Genomic DNA, 21,466 nt, shown 5'->3' with positions numbered 1-21,466 from the left:
AAGAGCCCGGCACCTGGGCAGGTGCCGGGCTCATTCGTGTGCGTGCGTGCGGGCCGGGCGCGCGGGTTACTTGATGCGGGTGCCCGTCGAGCGCAGGTGCTTGCAGGCCTCCAGGACGCGGGCGGCCATCGACGCCTCGGCCAGCTTGCCCCAGGTGCGCGGGTCGTAGGTCTTCTTGTCGCCGACCTCGCCGTCGACCTTGAGGACGCCGTCGTAGTTGCGGAACATGTGGTCCGCGACCGGACGCGTGAACGCGTACTGGGTGTCGGTGTCGATGTTCATCTTGACGACGCCGTTCTCCAGGGCGGTGCGGATCTCCTCCTCGGTGGAGCCCGAGCCGCCGTGGAACACGAAGTCGAACGGCTGCGCGCCGGCCGGCTTGCCGTACTTGGCGGCGACGCCCTCGTTGAGCTCCTTCAGCAGCTCGGGCCGGAGGACGACGTTGCCCGGCTTGTACACGCCGTGCACGTTGCCGAAGGAGGCGGCGAGCAGGTAGCGGCCCTTGTCGCCCAGGCCCAGCGCCTCGGCGGTGCGGATCGCGTCGTCGACCGTCGTGTAGAGGGAGTCGTTGATCTCGTGGGAGACGCCGTCCTCCTCGCCGCCGGTCGGGGTGATCTCGACCTCGAGGATGATCTTGGCGGCCTGGGCGCGCTCCAGCAGTTCCTGCGCGATGGACAGGTTGTCCGCGAGGGTCTCCGCGGAACCGTCCCACATGTGGGACTGGAACAGCGGGTTACGGCCGGCCTTGACGCGCTCCTCGGACACCGAGAGCAGCGGACGCACGTACCCGTCGAGCTTGTCCTTCGGGCAGTGGTCCGTGTGCAGGGCGATGTTGACGTCGTACTTCTCGGCGACGATGTGCGCGAACTCGGCGAGCGCGACGGCGCCGGTCACCATGTCCTTGTTGTGCTGGCCGCCCAGGAACTCGGCACCGCCCGTGGAGATCTGCACGATGCCGTCGCTCTCCGCCTCGGCGAAGCCGCGCAGAGCCGCGTGCAGGGTCTGGGACGAGGTGACGTTGATGGCCGGGTAGGCGAACTTGCCTGCCTTCGCCCGGTCGAGCATCTCGTTGTAGACCTCGGGAGTTGCGATGGGCATCTGTCCGCTCCTTAAGAGTGCGGGGTGGGGTGCTGCGTACTGTCGGCCCTGACCTGGAACCTTGGATGCGACGTCATTGTCGGTCACATCCTTCCAGACTCGGCCGGAACGTCCATCCTGCCGTCCGCCCTGTGGAAGGCGGGGCCGGTCAGTCCAGGCCGAGTTCGTCCTTGGAGAAGGCGAACAGGTACGGCACCCCGGCGCCTTCGCGGATCTTCTCGGCGGCGCCGGTGGCCCGGTCGACGATCGTCGCCACGGCCACGACCTCGCCGCCGGCCTCACGCACGGCCTCCACGGCGGTGAGCGGGGAGCCGCCGGTGGTGGAGGTGTCCTCCACGACCAGCACGCGGCGGCCCTCGATGTCCGGGCCCTCCACGCGGCGCTGCAGACCGTGCGCCTTGGCGGCCTTGCGCACGACGAACGCGTCCAGCTTGCGGCCGCGCGCGGCGGCGGCGTGCAGCATGGCGGCGGCGACGGGGTCGGCGCCCATGGTGAGCCCGCCCACCGCGTCGAACTCCAGTTCCTCGGTCAGGTCCAGCAGCACCTGACCGACCAGCGGGGCGGCCTCGCCGTCGAGGGTGATGCGGCGCAGGTCGACGTAGTAGTCGGCCTCCAGACCGGAGGAGAGGGTCACCTTGCCGTGCACCACGGCCTTGTCCTTGATCTGCTGCAGCAGCGCGCCGCGAGTGTCCGTCATGCCTGTCAGCTTAAAGCCGGGTCCAGGTCCAGGTCGTGGAGGCCTCCAGCGGCTCCAGCGGGGTGACCAGGCGCGGGTGGGTGTTCAGCCCGTCCGGCGGCCCGGTCTGCGGCTCCACGCAGACGGCTTCCCGCTGTTCGTCGTAGACGACGACCCAGTGCTCGCGGCTGGTCACCTTCAGCTTCAGCTGCCCCGGCCAGGTGAGGGTGACGTCGACGCCGTCGGGCATCCCGAAGCAGTCGTCCCACGGGCCGGGCCTCGGGTCGATGCGGCGTCCCGTGGGCAGGTGGTCCTCGCCGCGTTCCTCCTGCCAGGCGGGGTCGAAGTCGATTGTCACGTCCTCCCCGCCGAGGTTGCGCAGGAACCACGGGTGCCAGCCGATCTGGGCGGGGAACGACGAGCCGTGCGTCTCGACGCTCATGGTGAGCGTCAGGGCGTCCCCGGTGAGCGACACCTGCTGGGTGACCCGCCCCGGGTACGGCCACGGGTCCGTCAGGTCGTACGTCAGCACGGCCTCGTCGCTGCTCTTGCGCGCGGTGCGCCAGGGGGCGTTGCGCGCGGTGCCGTGAATGGCGTGCGGGGGCGCGTTGAGCGGCATCTGCCGCACGGCGGCGCCGTCCCGGAACCGGCCGTCGCGCAGCCGCCCGCACCAGGGGACCATCGGGAAACACCCGAACCGCTCCCCCTGCCGCAACAGCTCCACACCCCCGAGCCGCAGCCCCCCGACCCGCCCGCCGTTCCCCGGCAGCACGTCCACCTCCGCGTCACCCGCGGTCAGCGTGATGTGTTCGTTACTCACGCCTCGACCCTACTGGGGCGATCACTCACGTGGGGTACGCCTCCGGCGGGACGGTGGGTACGCCTCCGGCGGGACGGTGGGAGGCGGGCGCCTCCGCCACGGGCGCGGGCAGGGTCCGCGCTTCCGGCGCGGGGAAGACCGGGGCCTGGCACGGGGACCGCAGGGTCCGCCTTCCGGGCTGAACCCCGGCGCCCCGGCGCGGGGTGAGGCGTGCCGCGCACCTGGCACGGCATCTGGGGGCACCTGCGCTCACGGCATGGGGGCTCGGCGCCGGCGGCTGGAACGTGCGCGCCTCGAAGCACCAGGGAGAGCGCGGTCCCGGTGCGCGACCTGGGCCGGGCTGGTCCCCGCCGCCCGGCCCGCCGAGGTCGCCGAGGCGGCCGTGCGGCGCACCGGGGTCGCCGATACGGCCGCGCGGCGCGAGCCCGGCCCCGGTGCGCGACCCGGGCCGCTCGTGCCTGCGAAGTCCTGGGCCAGGCAGGGCGCCCGGCGGGTGGCAGACAGCCCGTCGCCTCGGCGGCGTCAGCGGCGGCGGCGCAGGGCGCGGATGGCGACCACGGCCGAGGCGACCGCCAGCGCCGCTGCGGGGGCCGCCCAACGGAGGGGGGCGGAGGACGCGACCGTCTGGGGGGCCGGGACCGGGGCGTAGCGGCCGCGCGGGGGTGCGTGGTCGACCTCCTCGGCGCTGCGCCCGATCATCGTCCGCCGCGCGTGCGCGGCCTCCGCGAGGGAGTCGTCATCGTCGTCACCGGGGAGCGGCCGCCCGTCGATGCCGCCTCCGAACTCCGCGTCGAGCGGCTCGGGCGTGGGCGGCACGGGACCGGTGCCGGAAGCCTCCGGCTCGGGGGCGGACTCGGCGTCCCGAGGGGACGCGGGTTCCGGCCCCGTCCCGGCCCCCGGGCCGGGCACGGCGTCAGGAGCGGACTCGCCCCCCTGGCCGTCCCCCTCCGGGGCGGGCGTGGTGCCCGAAGCAGGCTCGGTCCCCGGCGAGGCGTCGCCCTCCGGACCGGACACGGCGTCCGGCCCCTGCTCGGTCCCGGGGCCGGAGTCGCCCTCCGGTGCAGGCGCGGTGCTGGCGGCGGGACCGCCCTCGGCGCTGGGGCCGGAGGCCGTCGCCGGTTCGGACGGCGTGTCCGGGACGGTGTCGCTCGGCTGTTGCGGTGGTGGCGGAGGGGCGTCTTCCGCGTCGGGGGTCGTCTCGAAGTCCGTCGTGGCGCCGGGTTCGAAGTCGCCGACCGCGAGCTGCTCGGGGGACTCCGGCGGACCCGGCGTATTCTCCGCCTCGTTCCCGGCCGCCAGCTGCTCCGGAGACTCCCGCGGACCCTGCCTATCCTCCGCCGCGTCCCCGGCCGTCAGCTGCTCGGGGGACTCCGGCGGGGCCGACTCCTCCGCCGCCGTTGCCAGGTTTTCCGCGAAGCGGTTCAGGAGGCGGGTGACCGCCGAGGTGACCGCGTCCTGAGGGAGGTCCGTCACGCGGCCGTCCGCCGTGGCGGTGCCCGTGACGACGAGCGCCGTGCCCGCGTCGGCGGGGCGCGGGGTCAGCCGCAGGGACAGCCGGACCGTTCCGTCGCCCCGGGACTCGGACGCCTCGCCCTCGACCGCATAGACGCCGTCGTCCTGCGCGGACACCCGTACCGACCCGCGGTAGGTGATGGAGGAGCCGCCGATCCGTACCTTCAGCCGTCCGGTGACGGGTTCCGCACCGGCGTCGTGCTGGAGCCCGGGCACCGCCCGGGCGACCCGCGCGGGGTCGTCCAGCACCTCCCTGAGCCGCTGCGCCTCGACCGGAACGAACACCTCGTGCTCCATGAGTGCGGAGCCTACCCACGCCACGCCGTACCGCACCCCCGTCCGTGAGAAGTCGCGGCGCGTCAGTCGCTGTACCGGGGGTGGACCAGGGTGGACGGCGGGAGTCCGGGGACGCGGGTGCGTTCCGCCGCTCGGACGTCCGCCGCGAGGGACGCGTCGGTGAGCGTCCGGGGCCGGGGCCCGGCCGGGTCGAGGCGGGGCCGCGGGGTGTGCCGGTCGGCGGCCAGCACGAACCCCCAGTCGCGGTGGGCGCGGGCCCCGTCCGCGGGCCCCCGGTCGGGTCCGGCCGCGTACCCGGCCTGCCGTCCGCGCACCCGGTACGCGGTGGTGCGCAGGCCGGCCGCGCGCAGGGTGGCGTCGAGGGTCCAGAAGTCACGGGGCCGGGACTCCACCGCGCCCCCGTGCACCACGAGCCGCCCGCCCGGGGCGAGCACCTGCCGGGCCAGCCCGTAGAACTCCTGTGCGTACAGCTTGGTGCTGGCGGTGATCCCGGGGTGCGGCAGGTCGGACACGACGACGTCGTACGCGGCCGTCGGCGCGGTCCGCAGCCAGTCGAAGGTGTCGGCGGTGACCACGTGGACGCGGGGGTCGTCGAGGGAGTGCGCGTTGAGCCGGGACAGGGCGGGGTCGGTGCGGGCCAGCCGCACCACGCCCGGGTCGAGCGCGACGACGTCGACCCGCCGGACGCCCGGATGGCGCAGCACCTCGCGGGCGGCGAGCCCGTCACCCCCGCCGAGCACCAGCACGCGCGCGTGCCGCCCGGTCATCGCGGGGTGCACGAGAGCCTCGTGGTAACGGAGTTCGTCGCGTCCGCTGACCCGCAGCCGCCCGTCGAGGAACAGGTTGAGCGGCCGCCCGTCCCGCCCGCCGGTGAGCAGCACCTCCTGCACGTCGGTGTGCACGGCGACGCGGACGTCCGCGCCGTACAGCGCGTGCCGGGCGGCCCGTTCGAAGTCGTCGACGAGGACGGCCGCCGAGGCGAGCAGCGTGAGCACGCAGATGTTGGCGGTGAGCAGCAGGCGGCGGGCCCGCCGGCTGAGGTCGTGCCGGAACAGCCCGAGGACCAGCGCGCCGCCGACGACGGCGTTGACCGCGCCGGTGATGAGGGCGCCCGTCAACTGGCCGAGTACGGGCAGGAGGAGGAAGGGAAAGGCGAGTCCGCCGACCAGCGCGCCGACGTAGTCCGCGGCGGACAGGTCGGCGACCGCGCCGCCCGCGTCCTGCCGCCGGATCCGCTGGATCAGCTCCATCAGCAGCGGCACTTCGGCGCCGATGAGCAGCCCGGTGGCGAGGGAGAACGCGACGAGCAGACAGCGCGGGCCGTCGGCCCACATCCCGCCCCAGTCGCCGGTCCAGGCGAACACCGCGTACAGCGCCATCGCGCTGCCTCCGCCGACCAGCGCGAGGGTTGCCTCGATCGCGCCGAACCCGGCCGCCGCGTGCCGCCGCAGCCGCTTCGCGGCGAGGGAGCCGATGCCCATGGCGAAGACCATCACGGACAGCACGACGGAGGTCTGGGCGATGGAGTCGCCCATCAAGTACGTGGCGAGCGCGACGAGTTCCAGCTCGTACACCAGACCGCACGCCGCGCAGACGAACACCCCGGCGAGAACCAGCCACCGCCCGGTGCCCTGCCGCACGGGCAGCGGCACCACGCTCCCCGCGACGCCCGGGCCGTCCGCCAGGGGGCCGTCCGGCCCGTCCCAGGTCTGCGTCGAGCCTGGCGGAACGGGGGCCTGCCGATCGATCACCCCAGGGACGTTACGTCACGTACTCATCGCACAACGTCACCCACACGCGTGATAATTGTTTACGCCCGGACGGCCCCGGCGTGGGCGGTGACGCGCGCTCCGACCCGGGTCCGGGTGGCCACGAGCTGGCCGTCCTGCGGGTAGGCGTGCCAGGTGCGCCAGTGAACCTGACCCTCGTGACAGCGGGCGAGCATCGCGGTGAACGCGTGCGGGCTCCCGGGGAAGACCCCTGCGAGGCCCTGCGGGTGGTCGGAGACCAGGGCGAGCAGCTCCTGCGCCCGGCCGGCGAAGGCTCCCGGAGGGAGCTCCTCCACCCGGGCGGCGAACTCGTACTCCCAGTCGTCCACCCGCTTGGCCACACCGAGCGGCAGCGGCGTGCTGCTGCCCGGGATGCACGCCACCGTCTCGGAGCAGAGGCCCCGCTCCTCCTCCAGAAGCACCTGGTGGGAGGCCCCGAGCAGCCTCAACTGGAGCTTGAGGCCGTGGAGTTCCAGGTCAAGGGTGGCCAGCGCCGGAAGCGGCTCGCGGCCCAGAGCCCAGGCGAGATCGGCGGCGCGCGTATCTGAGTAGGCGGTGTTCAGGGTCGTGAGCATGGATCGGCTCCGCAAGCACACAGGGGAGAGATTCGGGTCCGCGCACCCCGGGGACCGGGGACTCGGCCCGTCAGCCCGGTCACCCGGCCGGAAGAGGGTCCGCGGGGAGATCCGATGGCTGCGATGGTTGTTTTATAGGGAATCATGAACTGTGCCGCCACCACAGCGTTTTTACCCAACTTCGTGGGCTTTCCATCCCCTCGGGGGCTCCACAGCTCACGTGTTCAACTCCGGCGTACGCCGCCGGTTATGGCGCAGCCCGGCGCACAAGACACCAACCGGAACCGAATGCTTCACCACCTCCGGAGACACCACAGCGGGGCCCGCCCCAGGTGCGGACCCCGCTGCCGCGGATGCGTTCTCCCGAAGTGGAGCCGCGCTGCCCCGTGTCAGCTGCCTCCACCGCCGCATCCGCCCCCTCCGCAGGACGACCCGCCTCCGCAGGACGAGCCTCCGCCGGAGGACGATCCGCAGCTGTGGCCGCCCCCGCTGTCCCCGGCCCACCAGCCGCCGCCGGAGTCCCCGCCGGAGTAGCTGCCTCGGCGCCTCGACCCCGCTCCGGAGCCCCGGGACGCCCGCGCGGCGAACATCACGAGCAGGACGAACCCACCGACCAGGATGATGCCGACCATCATGGCGTCACCCTCCTTCCGTGTCCCCCCGTGATCCCCCGTGGCATCCCCCCGTGGGTGCCTGGTTCACGGTGTGACCGGGTCATGCCCTCCCCGCTTCCGGGCCAAAGCAGAGTTGAGGAACTCCAGAGGTTCCACACGCACGCGTCGGTGCGGGTGAGTTGAGGACGGCTCCGATCCGGCGGAGGATTGCCCGCATGACCTCCAGTGATCGTCCTCTTCTCAACCGTCGCCTCGCGGAGTTCGGGACGACGGTCTTCGCCGAGATGTCGGCGCTGGCCCTGCGCACCGGGGCCATCAATCTCGGGCAGGGATTCCCCGACACCGACGGCCCGGAGGAGGTCAGGGAGGCCGCCGTGCGGGCGCTGCGGGACGGGCGCGGCAACCAGTACCCGCCGGGGCCCGGCATCCCCGAGCTGCGCACCGCGGTGGCCGCCCACCAGCAGCGCCGGTACGGCCTGTCCTTCGACCCCGACACGGAGGTGCTGGTCACCGCCGGCGCCACCGAGGCGATCGCCGCCTCCCTGCTGGCGCTGGTCGAGCCGGGCGACGAGGTGATCGCGCTGGAGCCGTACTACGACTCCTACGCTGCCAGCATCGCCATGGCGGGCGGCACCCGCGTCCCCGTCACGCTCCGCCCGAGCGAGGGCCGCTTCCGTCTCGACCTGGACGAGCTGCGTGACGCCGTCACCGACCGCACCCGCCTCCTGCTGATCAACACCCCGCACAACCCGACCGGCACGGTCCTCACCCGCGAGGAGCTGGCGTCGATCGCCGAACTGGCCGTCGAGCGGGATCTGCTCGTCGTCACCGACGAGGTCTACGAACACCTGGTGTTCGACGACGCCGAGCACGTCCCGCTGGCCTCCTTCCCCGGCATGCGGGACCGCACGGTCACCATCAGCAGTGCGGGCAAGACGTTCTCGTTCACCGGCTGGAAGGTCGGCTGGATCACCGCCTCCCCCGAGCTGGTCACGGCCGTCCGCTCGGCCAAGCAGTACCTCACCTACGTCTCCGCTGGCCCCTTCCAGTACGCGGTCGCCGAGGCGCTCGCCCTGCCCGAGTCGTACTTCACGGACTTCCGCGCGGACATGCTCGCCAAGCGGGACGTCCTCGCGGCCGGCCTGGAGGACGCCGGACTGACCGTCTACCGCCCGTCCGGCACCTACTTCGTCACCGCGGACATCCGTCCCCTGGGCGAGTCCGACGGCGTCGCCTTCTGCCGCGCCCTCCCGGAGCGCGCGGGCGTCGTCGCCATCCCCACGGCGGTCTTCTACGACCACCGGGAGATGGGAGCGCCGTTCGTCCGCTTCGCCTTCTGCAAGCGTGCGGATATGTTGCGCGAAGCGAGCGACAGACTTTCTGACCTGCGCAATCGGACGTAGTCAGCTAGAGTCCGTCTTCAAACGGATCTTGCCCAGAGCAGGAGCGACGCGAGACTGACCGCTGCCTCGTATGAGGTGGCGGTCTTGTCGTATCTGGTCGCGATGCCGCGGAAGCCCTTGAGCCGGTTGAAGCAGCGCTCGACGAGGTTGCGCCGGCGGTAAGTCTCCCGGTCGAACCCTGGCGGTCGACCGCCGCGGCTCCCGCGCCGCAGTCGGTGCCGCCGCTGGTCGGCCTTCTCGGGAATGGTGTGCGCGATGCCGCGTCGCCGCAGGTAGGCGCGGAAACCGCGGGAGCTGTAGGCCTTGTCCGCGATGACCTGGTCGGGTCGGCAGCGTGGCCGGCCGAGGCTGCTGCGGGGAACGCGGATGCGTTCGAGCAGGATGCGTGCGCAGACACTGTCATGGCGCTGGCCCGGCGTGACGAGGAGGGCCAGAGGACGGCCCTTGCCGTCGCACGCGAGGTGGACCTTGGTGGTCAGTCCGCCCCGGGATCGGCCGAGGGCGTGATCGTCCGGTTCGTCCGGCCGCTGATTCCCCCTTTTCGGCCGGTGGCGGCGGCGTGCTGGTGGGCGCGGACGATGGTGGAGTCGATCTGGACCAGCCAGTCGATGTCACCGGCGGCGTCGGCCCGGGCCTGGATCTGCTGCAGGGCCCGGGTGAACACCCCGTCGATCGCGTAGCGGCGGAAGCGGGTGTAGACCGTCTGCCAAGGCCCGTAGCGTTCGGGCAGGTCACGCCACGAGATCCCGGTGCGGATCTTGTAGACCATCCCGTTGATGACCTGCCGGTCCGACACCCGGGGCCGGCCCGTCGCGGCCCGCGGTATCAGCGGAGCGAGCAACTCCCACTCCTGGTCAGTGAGTTCATGACGACGTACCACTCCACCATGATCCACCACCTGAATGATCTTTGAAGACGGACCCTAGTCCGCACGGGACACAGAGGGAGCGGCGGGCCGACCCTGTCCGCCGCGTGTCCGTCGTATCCGGCGATGGCTGCCCGCAGACGTCCCCCTTCGGGACTCCAAGGTGCCGGACGGGTCGGCGGTGCTCTTCTCGTGAGTCGGACGAGCCGCGTTCGTCGCCGCCCTCGAGGAGTGACACCCTCACCGAAAAGCGTGAACACTTCGGCTCTCGCTGTTCACGCATCGCTCATCTGAGTGGTCGAACGACATTCCGCCGTCCACTGTTCACGCCGTTCAGCACAGTGGCCGACATGAGCTCGCGTTTCAGCTACGGCCACAACCCCTACAGCACCGGGCACGTCATCAGCACGGTGCGCGCCCTCATGCGCACCGGTGGCCTGGACGTGTCCCTGACCGCCATCGCCCGCGGCTGCGGCACCACACGGGCCTTCCTCTACAGCAACTGGAAGACCGCCTCCGCACTCCACCTGCGCGCGCTGCGGGCGGAACTGGCGCAGGCCTTCGTCACGGCGCAGCGCACCTGCCCGAGCGACGGCACCGTTGCGGGCATCACCGCGCACCTGACGGAGGTCGTCCGGACCGTCCGACGTCACCCGACCACGGCGGCCGTCGCACGCTCCTCCCCTGAGGTCTTCTCGGCGGCGTACACGGCGGCGACGGGCCCGCTGACGCAGGACGCGGTGGAACGCATCGGCGACCTGCTGCACCCCCTCCACCCGCACGGGGGCGTCTGGGGCGATTCCGAACTGGGCTCCAGACCCTGGAAGATCCTGTGGATCGCCCGGCCGGCCGCCCTGTGCCCCGACGCCGTCGGCGACCGATGCCGGGAGGACACCCTGGACAACGCCTTCGCCGAGCTGCTGCGCGACCTGCTCGCCCCCTGGGCCCCCGCCCCACGGTGACGACGGCGGACCACCGACGGAACCCGCCTGGACAGGACGGAACGGCTCAGTGCCCGGCCCAGGCAAGCACGGCCCGCGGCCCGCACCTGGAGTCCGCCACACGATCACGGGCGGCTCTCTTCACCACGATGCGATGCGATGCGACAGGCGAACTGCAGTCGGCCACCTGGGCGACGCCCCCTGTCCACGCCCGCAAGCGGCCGGCAAACCGGCCGGGACAGGTATTCCGCTTCGCCTTCTGCAGTCAGCGTCACGTGCCGGAGGAGGCTGCCGCCCGCCTGACGGCCGTGGGAACCGCTGAGGAACCCCTGCGTCGGCACGTCCCGGACCGAGTCCCCACCTCACCTGGACTTGAGTACCGGTACTCATGTCCGGGCAGGCCCGCCGGATCACCCTGGTGATCACCAACCCGCACCGGCTCCAGGAAGGGCCTTCGATGCCGACCTCCGAGCGCTTCCGCCCGCGGCGCCTTCTCGCACTCGCCACGGACAGCTTCCCCGCCCGCGCCTACCTGGGCCTCGTCGCCGTCGGCGTCGCGGTGCTGCTCCTCGCCCCGGACAGCCCGTACGCCATGGCGCCGGCCCTGCTCACCGCACCGCTGTCCTTCCTGCCGGTGGTCCTGCCCTTCGGGGCCGGCACGGTGGGAGGCGGGGCCGCCGAGGCCGGGGCCGCGGTGCTGTGGGGCGGGTGGCTGCTGCTGTGCGCCCTGGTGAACGCCGCCGCGTTCGGCGCGCTCGCCCGCAGACCGGACCGGACGCCCTCGGCGCGCCCCAGACGTACGCTGCTCGCGGCCGCCGTGGACAATTGGCCCGCGCGGGTCTACGTCGCCGTGGTCGCGGCGGCCCTGGGCACCTTCCTGTACGCCGTGCTGCTGTCGCCGGACCCCGGGTTCGCGGGCATCTGGCCCCTCCTCGCGGCGGCGCCGCTCAGCTTCCTCGCCGCGGCGGCCTCGGCGCCCGCCGAGTACCACTCGCTCCCCTGGCTCGGCACGCTGGTCTTCTCCGCCGGCGTGGTCCTGGCCGCACTGGTCAACGCCGTGCTGATCGGACGCCTCGCCCGCAGGATCGGGAGCACGCCGGCCCGCGGCTAGTCCCGCGGCGGGTTGCTCGCCAGCTTCCGCCGCTCCCACCGGTTCGGATGCCTGACCACCACGCCCGCCATGCCGCCGGAGCCGACGACGCGGATCAGGGGGGTGCCCGGGAGGCGGTCGGGGGTGGTGGTGTCCTTGAGGCCGCCGATGCCGGGGTCCATCGCGGTGGTGTCGGCAGCCCAGCCGTCCGGGAGGACGATCGTGACGCCCGCCGCCTCCCCGTACGCCTCCACCGTGACCTCGGGCAGCCGGCACTCGGCGCGGCTGAAGTCGAGCTTCACGCCTGCCAGGCCGCCGCGCGCGATCACCTGTGCGGGGACCTCCCAGCGGCCGGGGCCGCGGGACACTCCGTGGAGGCCGCCCTTCAGCTCCAGGGGCGGCAGGTCGGCGGGGGCCGGCGGCCTCGGCAGGTCCACGGTGAGGGCGTCCAGCTCCGCGTAGGTCTTCGCGGTGAGCGCCCGCTCCAGCCGCTCGTCCAGCTCGTCGAGGTCGATGCGCCCCTCGGCGGCCGCGTCGCGCAGCTGCTCCACCACCGCCTCCCGGTCGTCGTGGGAGGCGCGCAGGCCGCCTCGGTCGTCGTCGCGCGGGGCGGGCTGGACTGTCATGTCCCCAAGAATAGGCGGGCCCGGCGGGCCGGTGGCCGGGCATGAGAGAGCCCGGCCCCGCGACCGGCCACGTGGGCCGGCTTCCGGGCCGGGCTGGGCTCCCCACGGCGTGCGCCTGGCCGGCGCAGCCGCTCGCGCGCGAGGGCGCTTACGCGTCGTCGTCGGGCTTGTCCGCGTCGTTGATCTCCTGCTCCAGGCCGAGCTGCTCGACGAGCCACTTGTCGAACTCGATGGCGGCCCGCACCCAACTGACCGTCGAGGAGACGAAGTGCTCCAGGCTGACGCCCATGCCGATCAGCATCTGGGCCTCACCGATGAGACGGACCGTGCCGTCGTCATGGGTGTGCGTGTACACCTTGGGCCACAGCGTGCGGCGGTTCCAGTCGTCGACGGACTCGAGCAGCTGGGGCTTCTCGTCGATCTGGTGCGGCCGGTCGTAGAACGTCCGGACGGAGAAGATCTGCTGGTCGCCTTCCCCACGGAACATGAAGTACGTGCGGAACTGCTCCCACGGCGCCGCGAGGTCACCCTCGTCGTCGACGACGTACTTCAGCTCCATCTGGTCGAGGAGCTGCTTCACGAGGTCCTGATCCGGGACGACGGGGCCCGCCGGTCCTTGGGGCTGCGGCTCGGGCTGCTGGCCCCCGAAATTCGGAATCGAGGACGGGTCGATGGTCACCGTGAATTTCCCTTCGTACGGATCCCGCCATCCTCCCCCATGCGGGGAGGGGGGTGGCAAGCCCCGACGGGCCTGTCAGCCGAGGGCTGACTCGATCCGGTCAGGTCCGGGGTACCCGGAAAGGCTCCGGGCCCAACGTGCGCGCGGAAGATCCGCACGTCACGTCGGGCCCGGTAACCGGAACCGTGATTCAGAGTGTCTTGCCCGTGGCGGGGCCGACGATCAGCTCGTCCCCGAAACGGTCCACCCGGACCGTGTCGCCGTCCTTGACCTCGCCGGACAGGATCTCCTTGGCGAGCCGGTCGCCGATCGCGGTCTGCACCAGCCGGCGCAGCGGCCGCGCGCCGTACGCCGGGTCCAGGCCCTCGTCGGCCAGCCACCGAAGCGCCTCGGGTGTGACGTCCAGGGTGAGCCGCCGCTCGGCGAGCCGCCGCCCGAGCGCCTCGATCTGCAGCCCCGCGATCCGCTCCAGCTCGGCCTTGCTGAGCGCGGAGAAGACGACCAGGTCGTCCAGGCGGTTGAGGAACTCCGGCTTGAACGACGCCCGGACCACCTCGAGCACCTGCTCCCGCTTCTCCTCCTCGGAGCTGACCGGGTCGACCAGGTACTGGCTGCCCAGGTTGGACGTCAGCACCAGGATCGTGTTTCGGAAGTCCACCGTGCGGCCCTGACCGTCGGTGAGACGGCCGTCGTCGAGCACCTGGAGCAGGATGTCGAAGACCTCCGGGTGCGCCTTCTCCACCTCGTCGAGCAGCACCACGCTGTACGGCCGGCGCCGCACCGCCTCGGTGAGCTGGCCGCCCTCCTCGTAGCCGACGTAGCCGGGGGGCGCGCCGACCAGACGGGCGACGCTGTGCTTCTCGCTGTACTCCGACATGTCGATGCGGACCATCGCCCGCTCGTCGTCGAAGAGGAAGTCCGCGAGTGCCTTGGCCAGCTCGGTCTTGCCGACACCGGTCGGGCCGAGGAACAGGAAGGAGCCGGTGGGCCGGTCCGGGTCGGACACCCCCGCCCGCGAACGCCGCACCGCGTCGGAGACGGCGCGCACGGCCTCGGACTGCCCGATCAGCCGCTTGCCGATCTCGTCCTCCATGCGCAGCAGCTTCTGCGTCTCGCCCTCCATCAGACGGCCGGCGGGGATACCGGTCCAGGAGGCGACGACGTCGGCGATGTCGTCGGCGCCGACCTCCTCCTTGACCATGGTGTCCTTCGCCACCTCTTCCTCGGCCTCCGAGGCGGCCTCCAGGTCGCGTTCGACGCCCGGGATCTCGCCGTAGAGCAGCTTGGAGGCGGTGTCGAAGTCGCCGTCGCGCTGGGCACGCTCGGCCTGGCCGCGCAGCTCGTCCAGCTTCTCCTTCAGCTCACCGACCCGGTTGAGGGACTGCTTCTCCTTCTCCCAGCGGGCGGTGAGGCCGCGCAGCTCCTCCTCCTTGTCGGCGAGGTCGCGGCGCAGCTTCTCCAGGCGCTCCTTGGAGGCCTGGTCCGTCTCCTTGCCGATGGCCAGCTCCTCCATGCGCAGCCGGTCCACGGCGCGCTGGAGCTCGTCGATCTCGACGGGCGAGGAGTCGATCTCCATGCGCAGCCGGGAGGCGGCCTCGTCGACCAGGTCGATGGCCTTGTCCGGCAGGAAGCGGGAGGTGATGTACCGGTCGGAGAGGGTCGCGGCGGCGACGAGCGCGCTGTCGGCGATCTGCACCTTGTGGTGCGCCTCGTAGCGGCCCTTGAGGCCGCGCAGGATCGCGATGGAGTCCTCGACGGACGGCTCGGCGACCAGCACCTGCTGGAAGCGCCGCTCCAGCGCCGGGTCCTTCTCGATCCGCTCGCGGTACTCGTCGAGCGTGGTCGCGCCGACCATGCGCAGCTCGCCGCGCGCGAGCATCGGCTTCAGCATGTTGCCCGCGTCCATCGCGGAGTCGCCGCCGGCGCCCGCGCCCACCACGGTGTGCAGCTCGTCGATGAACGTGACGACCTGCCCGTCGGACTCCTTGATCTCCGCGAGCACGGTCTTCAGCCGCTCCTCGAACTCGCCGCGGTACTTGGCGCCCGCGACCATCGCGCCCAGGTCGAGCGCGACCAGCCGCTTGTTCTTCAGCGACTCGGGCACGTCGCCCTTGACGATCCGCTGGGCGAGGCCCTCGACGACGGCGGTCTTGCCGACGCCCGGCTCGCCGATCAGCACGGGGTTGTTCTTGGTACGGCGGCTCAGCACCTGCACCACCCGCCGGATCTCCTGGTCCCGCCCGATGACGGGGTCCAGCCTGCCCTCGCGGGCGGCGGCGGTCAGATCGGTGCCGAACTTCTCGAGGGCCTTGTACTGGCCCTCCGGGTCGGGAGTGGTCACCCGGCGCGTCCCCCTCGCCTTCTGGAAGGCCTCCTGCAGCTTGTCCGCGGTGGCGCCCTGCCGGGACAGTACCTCCCCGGCGGCCCCGCCCTTGGCGGCGATGCCGATCAGCAGGTGCTCGGTGGACAGGTACTCGTCGCCCAGCTCCTGCGCGCGGGCCTGCGCGTCCGCGACGACGGCGAGCAGCTCACGGTTGGGCTGGGGCGGCGCCACCGTGGATCCGGTGACGCTCGGCAGCCCGGCGAGGACGCGCTCGGCCCCGGCGCGCACGGCGGCCTGGTCGGCGTCGACCGCGGCGAGCAGGTCCGTGATGTTCTCGTTCTCCTGCCCGGCGAGCAGGGCGAGCAGCAGGTGCGCGGGGGTGAGGTCGGGGTGTCCCTCGGTCACGGCCCGGTTGCCGGCGGCGGCCAGTGCGTCCCGGCTCCGGTTGGTCAGCTCGGCGTCCACGTGTCCGTTCTCCTCCTTGGTGCCCTTCGATGACCCTCGGCGTGTGTCTGGCTGACTGTGCCAGCGTCCACAAACTTGAGTCTATTCCACTCAAGGCAGTACCCGCGAGAGGCCAAGGGCTAAGTTCCGGGGCATGACCCTCACGTATTCGGTCGATCCGGGCGATCCGGACGCCTCCTATCTCAGCTTCTGGCGCGAGCGGCACCTGTGCACGCTGACCACGCTCCGCCCGGACGGCACGCCACATCTGGTACCCGTCGGGGTCACCTACGACCCGCAGCAGTCGCTGGCGCGGGTGATCACCAACCGGACCAGCGCGAAGGCCCGCCACGTCCGGGCGGCCGGGGACGAAGGAGCACCCGTCGCGGTCTGCCAGGTGGACGGCCGCCGGTGGGCGACGCTGGAGGGACGGGCGCGGGTGCGCACCGAGCCGGAGCGCGTCCGGGACGCGGTGGAGCGGTACGCGGAGCGGTACGGGCGGATGCCGGGGCCCAACCCGGACCGGGTCGTCATCGAGATCGCGCTCACGCGGGCGATGGGGCGCGGGTGAGGAGCGGTGTGATCATCACCGGAAAGCGGCGGCTTCCGGCCATCACCCGATCCGGCCGATACCCGGAAATGTCCCCTAAAACTGCAGCGGCGTCACCGTGTTCAGGTCACGGTGACGCCGCTGCGGGGGGAAGCACCTGAGCGATCTGTTACGACGGGGGAATCGCGTCAGGCACTGCGGGGGGTGGCCGAGATGGTCCGGGGGGACCGGGTGTCGGGCTCCACCTGCCGGTGGTCCCGCTGGTCCAGGTTCACGAAGATCATGCCGTACCGGACGGCACACCGGACGGGCTTCGGCGCCCCCCTGGGCCGGCGCAGGCACCGGTACGCCCGCACGTCGCCGTCCTCGTCACGGGTGACGACCACGGGCTCACCGAAGACGGTCACCATCAACGAGTCACCGTTGTGGGGGATGGCGGTGACCAGGTCGATGAAGTGCCATCCGGACCGGTAGGCGGTCGCCATCTCACGCCGGAAGGAGCGGTCGTCTGGTGGGGTGGTCACGTCAGCTCCAGACGGTGTCTGCCGGGAAGTAGGCCACGTCCTCGCCGTCGCCCGCTCCCGCGACCCCGGTCGACCAGACGGTGTCGCCCTCCGTGTTACCACTGTCCTGCGCGCCGGAGAGGCCACTCAGCGCGCCGAAGGCCACAACGGCGGACAGGGCGGCGACAAGCACCGAGCGAAGCATTCTCTTACGCATAGTCGGCTTCGTCCTCACTTGAAGGTCCCCTTTTCCCCCGTCAAGTAAGACGATGGCTCATTCGGGCACGTCATGGCCACACGATCGGTGCATCATGTTCCTGCATGTTCAGGAGCCTGGGGGGTGGAGATTTGACAACGAATCGGACCAAAACCGTGCATCCCCATCCCATGACGGAGCTGTGCGCGGAAGGAAGTCGTCTGTACGCGAACGCTCTGCGCACGGGACGTATCACCCGGGCCGAGGTCGAAGCCGCACCCTGTCTGGTCGACTTCGCCCTGCTCCACCCCGATCCGGACGACCCCGACTGGCTGCGCCCCGTACCGCCCTCCGTCGTCCTGGCCCAGCAGCTGGACCCGATCGAGCGGGAGATCACCGAACGCAGGCGCCTGACCATGGACCTGGCGGAGGCATTCGAGCCGTTCATGGCCCTCGGCGTGCCCATGACGGAACCGGTCCACTCCATCACTGTGCTCGAAGGACTCGACCGCATCAACGAGGCGCTCGACTTGGCGACCTCCCAGTGCCGGCACGAGGTCCTCACCGTCCAGCCGAAGAACCGTCACCCGGAGCAGCGCCTGATCGAGGCGCTGGAGCGCGACCGGCCCCTCATCGAACGCGGGGTGCGGATCAGGACGCTCTACCAGCACACCGCACGGTACAACCCCGAACGCATCGCCTGGACCGAGCAGTTCGCCGACGGCAAGGTGGAGTACCGCACCATCGACGAGCTCGTCGAACGCCTCATCATCTGCGACGACACCGTCGCCTTCATCCCCGTCCGGGACGACCGCCAGGTCGCCCTCGAACTGCGTCACCCGGGCCTGGTCCGCTACCTCATCAAGGTCTTCGAGTTCATGTGGGGCCGGGCGGTCCCGCTCACCGCCGGAACTCCGTACGAGACCGCCGCGGACGGTCTCACCGACATCCAGCACTCGATAGCCAAACTGCTCGTCGAGGGCCACGTCGACGAGGCCATCGCGCGCCGCCTCGGCATGAACGTCCGCACCTGCCGGGCGCACATAGCGAAGCTGGCCACCGCGCTCGGCAGTGGCAGCCGTGCCCAACTGGGGTATTTGATCGCCCAGTCGGGCATTCTCGAGCAGGACCACTGACCGGGGGGCGACCAGCATGAGCGGCGACGCGCCACACGAGGGGACGGACGCGCTGCGGGATGAGGCACTGGACCTGTACGCCCGCGCCCTGGACGAGGGCCACCTCCCCGCCGCGTCGGACGCGCAGGCACCCCTCCTGCTCGACCTGGGGCTCCTCCGTCCCGCACAGGACGACCCCGCGCGGCTGGAGCCGGTCGCACCGCACCACGCCCTGCACCGGTTGCTGCGCGCCTCCGAGGACCGCGTCGCGGAGGAGCGGCGGCGTCAGGAACGACTCGCCAAGACCCTGGCCCCGCTGCTACGCGCCCCGGAACCGGAGGAGCAGGGGTCACCGTCCGTCACCCGGCACAACGGCATGGAGCGCATCGGGCAGGTCATCGGCGAGGCGATGACCGACGCCACGGAACTCCTCGCCGTCCAGCCGTACCGCAGCTACGTCAGGTTCGATCCGGCAGTCCACGAGCCCGCAGTCCGGCGCGACCAGGCCCTGCTGGACCGTGGTGGCCGCATCCGCGCCCTGTATCAGCACACCCTGCGTCACGCGCCCTCGCTGGCCTGGCGGTACGAGCGCCTCAGCGGCGACGTCGAGGCCCGCTCCCTGGACGAGATCACCGACCGTCTCGTCATCGTCGACCGTGAGGTCGCCTTCATCCCGGCCGGCCCCGAACGCGCCACGGCCCTGGAGGTCCGCCATCCGGCGATCGTGACGTTCCTGGCCACCACCTTCGACCGGCTGTGGCGCCTCGCCACGCCCATGTACCCGGAGGCGGACCAGCAGCCCACCCTCAACGGCGTCACACCGCGCCAGCGCGCCATCGCCGCGCTGCTCGTCGAGGGACACACGGACGCCGTCGTCGCCGACCGGCTCGGCATGAACATCCGCACCGCGCGGGAGCACATCGCCAAGCTCGCCGCGGTTCTGGGCAGCGGCAGCCGCGCTCAGCTCGGCTACCTCATCGGGCAGTCGGGGATCCTCGACCAGGGGGAATGACCACCGGGGGCCGTGCTCCGTCCAGCCCCGCCTGGGCGATCCGCACGCCCAGCTGTGTGCGGCTCGCCGCGCCCAGCGTCTCCGAGAGGCGGGCGATGTGGGCGCGGCACGTGCGGACGCTGATGCCCAGGCGCTCCGCGATGACCGCGTCCTGGTGACCCTCCGCCAGCAGCGCCGCGATGGCCTGCTCGCGGTGCGAGATGCCCTCGATGCCCGTGTCGGGGAGCGGCGCGGTCAGCGGGATGGCGAGCCGCCACAGCCGCTCGAAGACCGTGCCCAGGTACTCCACCAGCGCCGGGTGGCGCAGCTCCAGGGCCATCGTGCGCTCGGCATTGGCGGGGATGAAGGCGACCGTGCGGTCGAAGAGGATGAGCCGCTCGATGACCTCGTCCAGCGTGCGCGCCTCCACCGCGCCGCCCATCAGCTCGAGATAGCTGAGCAACCCGTGCCCGTGCCGGGCGACATGGGTGTACAGGTCCCGCATCCGCACGCCCCGCCCGCGCAGCGCCATCGCCCGGTGCAGGCCCTCCGACAGCTCGGCCTCGCGCCGGATACCGCCGGGCTGCACGGTGAGCACCTCCGTGGTGCACGCCTGCGTCGCCTCGTCCATCGCGGCCTGGATACGGGCCAGTCCGTCCAGCACACGGATCGCGGGGCCCTCCGAGGCGCCGCCCGGGGCCGGCACCTGACGGCCGAGACCGGCGTACCACTCGAAGGCGGCGACCGCCGAGCCGACCCGGCGCTGACTCGCCCGCACCTCGTCGTACATGCCGCGCAGCAGCCGCGTCATGACCTCCTGCGGGGAGGTGGGGACCAGCCAGTCCATGTCGTCCGGGTCGGGGTGCAGCAGGGCCAGCTCCATCAGGCAGGGGACCCGCTCGGCCTCCCGGCGCGGCAGCCGTCCGCGCCGTACGGCCCGGGAGTACACGCGGTCCCCGGCCTCGCACAGTCGGTCAGCACCGTGCGGATGCTCGTCCGCCCCGTGCCCGGCCATCGCCCATCCCACCCCCGGTTCAGCGTCTTTCCGCAGCGCAACTATGCGCGGCCGGAACCTGCTGTGCAACACGGGACCGGCCACCGCGCCGGCCCAGGGGCGGGCGGATGGCCGGATTCGTACGCAGGTGTACGGGAGTTACTTGAGCCCGATCTCCGCGCAGGCGTCCTTGAACTCGCCGGTGCAGATGTCGGCCACCTCGTAGAAGCCGTCGGCGATGACGGTGTCCTGCAGGCTGTCCTGGGTCAGCGCGACCACCGGGACCAGCTGCGCCGGGATGTCCTGCTCGGTGGGGCTGTCGACACGGTCGCGGGTGAGCGCGTCGAACTGGATGTCCCGGCCCTGGACCTTCGCCACGGCCATCTCCGCGGCGTTCTCCGCCTCTTCGGGGTAGGACTTGTAGACGCTCATGTACTGCTCGCCGGTCACGATCCGCTGCACCGCGGCGAGTTCCGCGTCCTGGCCGGTGATGGGCGGCAGCTTGGTCACGCCCGCGGCGCGCAGCGCCTTGACGATGCCGCCCGCCATGCCGTCGTTGGCGGAGTACACGCCCTCGATGTTCTCCAGGCCGATCTCGGTGATCGCCTCTTTCATGTTCTTCTCGGCGTTCTTCGGGTCCCAGTCCTTGGTGTCGAAGGACTTGGCGATGGTGACCTTGCCCTTGAGCTCGGAGAGCGCGCCGGCCTTGAACTGCTTGGCGTTGGGGTCGGTGGACGAGCCGTTCATCATCACGATCTTGTCGGTGATGGACAGGTCGTCGCCCAGCGCCTCCAGCAGGGAGCGTCCCTGCACCTCGCCCACGAGGGAGTTGTCGAAGGAGATGTACGCGTCGATCGGGCCCTCGGCCAGCCGGTCGTAGGCGATGACCGGGATGCCGGCCTCCTTCGCCTTGGTGACGCTCTCCGCGATGCCGTGCGCGTCCACCGCGTCCAGCACGATGACGTCGACCTTCTTGTCGATCATGCGCTGCATCTGGCCGGCCTGCTTGTCCGCGTCCGCCTCGGCGTTGGCGTACTCGACCTTGCCCTTGTTGTCCGTGAGCGACTCGACCTTCTTCTTGAACATGGGGTAGTCCCACTGCTCGTAGCGCGTGTTGGCCTTCTCCGGGAGGAGCAGGCCCACCGTGATGTCGTCGCCCTTGACCGGGCTGGCGTCGTCGCTGCTGCCCGTCGCGTCGAGCATGCCGCAGCCGGCGAGCGTGACGGACATGGAGACGGCGGCCACGGATATGGCGATACGACGCATGCGAGGGCTCACTTCAGGTGCGTTTTGGACGTGGGCACAGCTTTGCGGCCCATGTGACTGAAAAGCCAACGCTTCGGCGTCCACCGCGTCAAGAGGCAGCCACCTAACGAGATGAACAC

General features: G+C 71.7%; 20 protein-coding genes. 6 read left to right on the top strand and 14 right to left on the bottom strand.

Annotation, left to right across the window (positions count from 1 at the left end):
• Nucleotides 1-66: 66 nt before the first annotated feature.
• The 6 genes from fbaA to MTR79_RS00920 form a co-directional block, all read right to left on the bottom strand.
• The gene (gene fbaA / locus MTR79_RS00945; protein WP_048457049.1) at nucleotides 67-1,098 is read right to left on the bottom strand and encodes a class II fructose-bisphosphate aldolase; all 1,032 of its coding nucleotides are present in this window, start codon (nucleotides 1,096-1,098) and stop codon (nucleotides 67-69) included.
• Nucleotides 1,099-1,246: 148 nt separating this feature from the next.
• The gene (pyrE, locus tag MTR79_RS00940; protein WP_086704043.1) at nucleotides 1,247-1,795 is read right to left on the bottom strand and encodes an orotate phosphoribosyltransferase; all 549 of its coding nucleotides are present in this window, start codon (nucleotides 1,793-1,795) and stop codon (nucleotides 1,247-1,249) included.
• A 10-nt stretch (nucleotides 1,796-1,805) separates the two neighbouring features.
• Nucleotides 1,806-2,594: an aldose 1-epimerase gene (locus tag MTR79_RS00935; protein ID WP_244788760.1), complete on the bottom strand. Its 789-nt coding sequence runs from the start codon at nucleotides 2,592-2,594 to the stop codon at nucleotides 1,806-1,808.
• 522 nt (nucleotides 2,595-3,116) lie between these two features.
• On the bottom strand, nucleotides 3,117-4,403 hold the full coding sequence (locus MTR79_RS00930) for an SRPBCC domain-containing protein (protein WP_244788758.1): 1,287 nt from the start codon (nucleotides 4,401-4,403) through the stop codon (nucleotides 3,117-3,119).
• 62 nt (nucleotides 4,404-4,465) lie between these two features.
• Nucleotides 4,466-6,154 carry a polyamine aminopropyltransferase gene (locus tag MTR79_RS00925; protein WP_107500473.1) on the bottom strand — a complete coding sequence of 563 codons (1,689 nt, stop codon included), beginning with the start codon at nucleotides 6,152-6,154 and terminating at the stop codon, nucleotides 4,466-4,468.
• 59 nt (nucleotides 6,155-6,213) lie between these two features.
• The gene (locus tag MTR79_RS00920) at nucleotides 6,214-6,747 is read right to left on the bottom strand and encodes a DUF2617 family protein (RefSeq protein ID WP_244788756.1); all 534 of its coding nucleotides are present in this window, start codon (nucleotides 6,745-6,747) and stop codon (nucleotides 6,214-6,216) included.
• Nucleotides 6,748-7,567: 820 nt separating this feature from the next.
• On the opposite strand from MTR79_RS00920, the gene MTR79_RS00915 reads away from it, so the two are divergent.
• Nucleotides 7,568-8,764 carry a pyridoxal phosphate-dependent aminotransferase gene (locus MTR79_RS00915; RefSeq protein WP_086703576.1) on the top strand — a complete coding sequence of 399 codons (1,197 nt, stop codon included), beginning with the start codon at nucleotides 7,568-7,570 and terminating at the stop codon, nucleotides 8,762-8,764.
• A 17-nt stretch (nucleotides 8,765-8,781) separates the two neighbouring features.
• On the opposite strand, the gene MTR79_RS00910 is transcribed toward MTR79_RS00915, so the two are convergent.
• Nucleotides 8,782-9,644, bottom strand: a protein-coding gene (locus tag MTR79_RS00910) for an IS5 family transposase (protein ID WP_107115281.1) whose coding sequence is annotated in 2 segments (ribosomal slippage) — nucleotides 8,782-9,285 and nucleotides 9,288-9,644 — 861 coding nt in all. Because the reading frame shifts where the segments join, the coding sequence is not laid out codon by codon here.
• 335 nt (nucleotides 9,645-9,979) lie between these two features.
• Here MTR79_RS00910 and MTR79_RS00905 point away from each other — a divergent pair.
• Together MTR79_RS00905 and MTR79_RS00900 are read left to right on the top strand one after the other, a co-directional pair.
• On the top strand, nucleotides 9,980-10,591 hold the full coding sequence (locus MTR79_RS00905) for a hypothetical protein (protein ID WP_086703581.1): 612 nt from the start codon (nucleotides 9,980-9,982) through the stop codon (nucleotides 10,589-10,591).
• A 367-nt stretch (nucleotides 10,592-10,958) separates the two neighbouring features.
• Nucleotides 10,959-11,681: a hypothetical protein gene (locus tag MTR79_RS00900; RefSeq protein ID WP_244788754.1), complete on the top strand. Its 723-nt coding sequence runs from the start codon at nucleotides 10,959-10,961 to the stop codon at nucleotides 11,679-11,681.
• Here the strand turns inward: MTR79_RS00900 and MTR79_RS00895 are convergent.
• From MTR79_RS00895 to clpB, 3 genes are all read right to left on the bottom strand, one after another.
• Nucleotides 11,678-12,286, bottom strand: coding sequence for a DUF1707 domain-containing protein (locus tag MTR79_RS00895; protein ID WP_086701240.1), 609 nt, complete (start codon nucleotides 12,284-12,286; stop codon nucleotides 11,678-11,680). The genes MTR79_RS00900 and MTR79_RS00895 overlap by 4 nt on opposite strands.
• A gap of 148 nt (nucleotides 12,287-12,434) precedes the next feature.
• The gene (locus tag MTR79_RS00890; protein WP_048457056.1) at nucleotides 12,435-12,965 is read right to left on the bottom strand and encodes a YbjN domain-containing protein; all 531 of its coding nucleotides are present in this window, start codon (nucleotides 12,963-12,965) and stop codon (nucleotides 12,435-12,437) included.
• A gap of 190 nt (nucleotides 12,966-13,155) precedes the next feature.
• A complete protein-coding gene (gene clpB, locus MTR79_RS00885) occupies nucleotides 13,156-15,753 on the bottom strand; it encodes an ATP-dependent chaperone ClpB (RefSeq protein WP_244788752.1) in 2,598 nt (865 codons plus the stop codon).
• Between the two features lie 133 nt (nucleotides 15,754-15,886).
• On the opposite strand from clpB, the gene MTR79_RS00880 reads away from it, so the two are divergent.
• The gene (locus MTR79_RS00880) at nucleotides 15,887-16,303 is read left to right on the top strand and encodes a TIGR03618 family F420-dependent PPOX class oxidoreductase (RefSeq protein WP_086701243.1); all 417 of its coding nucleotides are present in this window, start codon (nucleotides 15,887-15,889) and stop codon (nucleotides 16,301-16,303) included.
• A 167-nt stretch (nucleotides 16,304-16,470) separates the two neighbouring features.
• On the opposite strand, the gene MTR79_RS00875 is transcribed toward MTR79_RS00880, so the two are convergent.
• Both MTR79_RS00875 and MTR79_RS00870 read right to left on the bottom strand, forming a co-directional pair.
• Entirely contained in the window at nucleotides 16,471-16,806 is a 336-nt protein-coding gene (locus MTR79_RS00875; RefSeq protein WP_048457059.1) for a hypothetical protein, read from the bottom strand.
• A 1-nt stretch (nucleotide 16,807) separates the two neighbouring features.
• A complete protein-coding gene (locus MTR79_RS00870) occupies nucleotides 16,808-17,002 on the bottom strand; it encodes a hypothetical protein (protein WP_233226822.1) in 195 nt (64 codons plus the stop codon).
• 170 nt (nucleotides 17,003-17,172) lie between these two features.
• Between MTR79_RS00870 and MTR79_RS00865 the strand changes: the two genes are divergently transcribed.
• Both MTR79_RS00865 and MTR79_RS00860 read left to right on the top strand, forming a co-directional pair.
• Complete coding sequence (locus tag MTR79_RS00865) at nucleotides 17,173-18,117, top strand: helix-turn-helix transcriptional regulator (protein WP_175449583.1); 945 nt, start codon at nucleotides 17,173-17,175, stop codon at nucleotides 18,115-18,117.
• A 16-nt stretch (nucleotides 18,118-18,133) separates the two neighbouring features.
• Complete coding sequence (locus MTR79_RS00860; protein WP_086701247.1) at nucleotides 18,134-19,108, top strand: helix-turn-helix transcriptional regulator; 975 nt, start codon at nucleotides 18,134-18,136, stop codon at nucleotides 19,106-19,108.
• On the opposite strand, the gene MTR79_RS00855 is transcribed toward MTR79_RS00860, so the two are convergent.
• Together MTR79_RS00855 and MTR79_RS00850 are read right to left on the bottom strand one after the other, a co-directional pair.
• On the bottom strand, nucleotides 19,071-20,102 hold the full coding sequence (locus MTR79_RS00855; protein ID WP_086701249.1) for a helix-turn-helix transcriptional regulator: 1,032 nt from the start codon (nucleotides 20,100-20,102) through the stop codon (nucleotides 19,071-19,073). The two genes, MTR79_RS00860 and MTR79_RS00855, sit on opposite strands and share 38 nt — an antisense overlap.
• Before the next feature lie 138 nt (nucleotides 20,103-20,240).
• A complete protein-coding gene (locus MTR79_RS00850) occupies nucleotides 20,241-21,347 on the bottom strand; it encodes a substrate-binding domain-containing protein (RefSeq protein ID WP_244788750.1) in 1,107 nt (368 codons plus the stop codon).
• Between the last annotated feature and the right edge of the window lie 119 nt (nucleotides 21,348-21,466).

It is taken from the genome of Streptomyces sp. BJ20, from assembly GCF_022869105.1.
In the GTDB taxonomy this organism is placed as follows: Bacteria; Actinomycetota; Actinomycetes; order Streptomycetales; family Streptomycetaceae; genus Streptomyces; species Streptomyces griseoincarnatus.
This window is presented reverse-complemented; position numbering and strand designations above follow the sequence as displayed.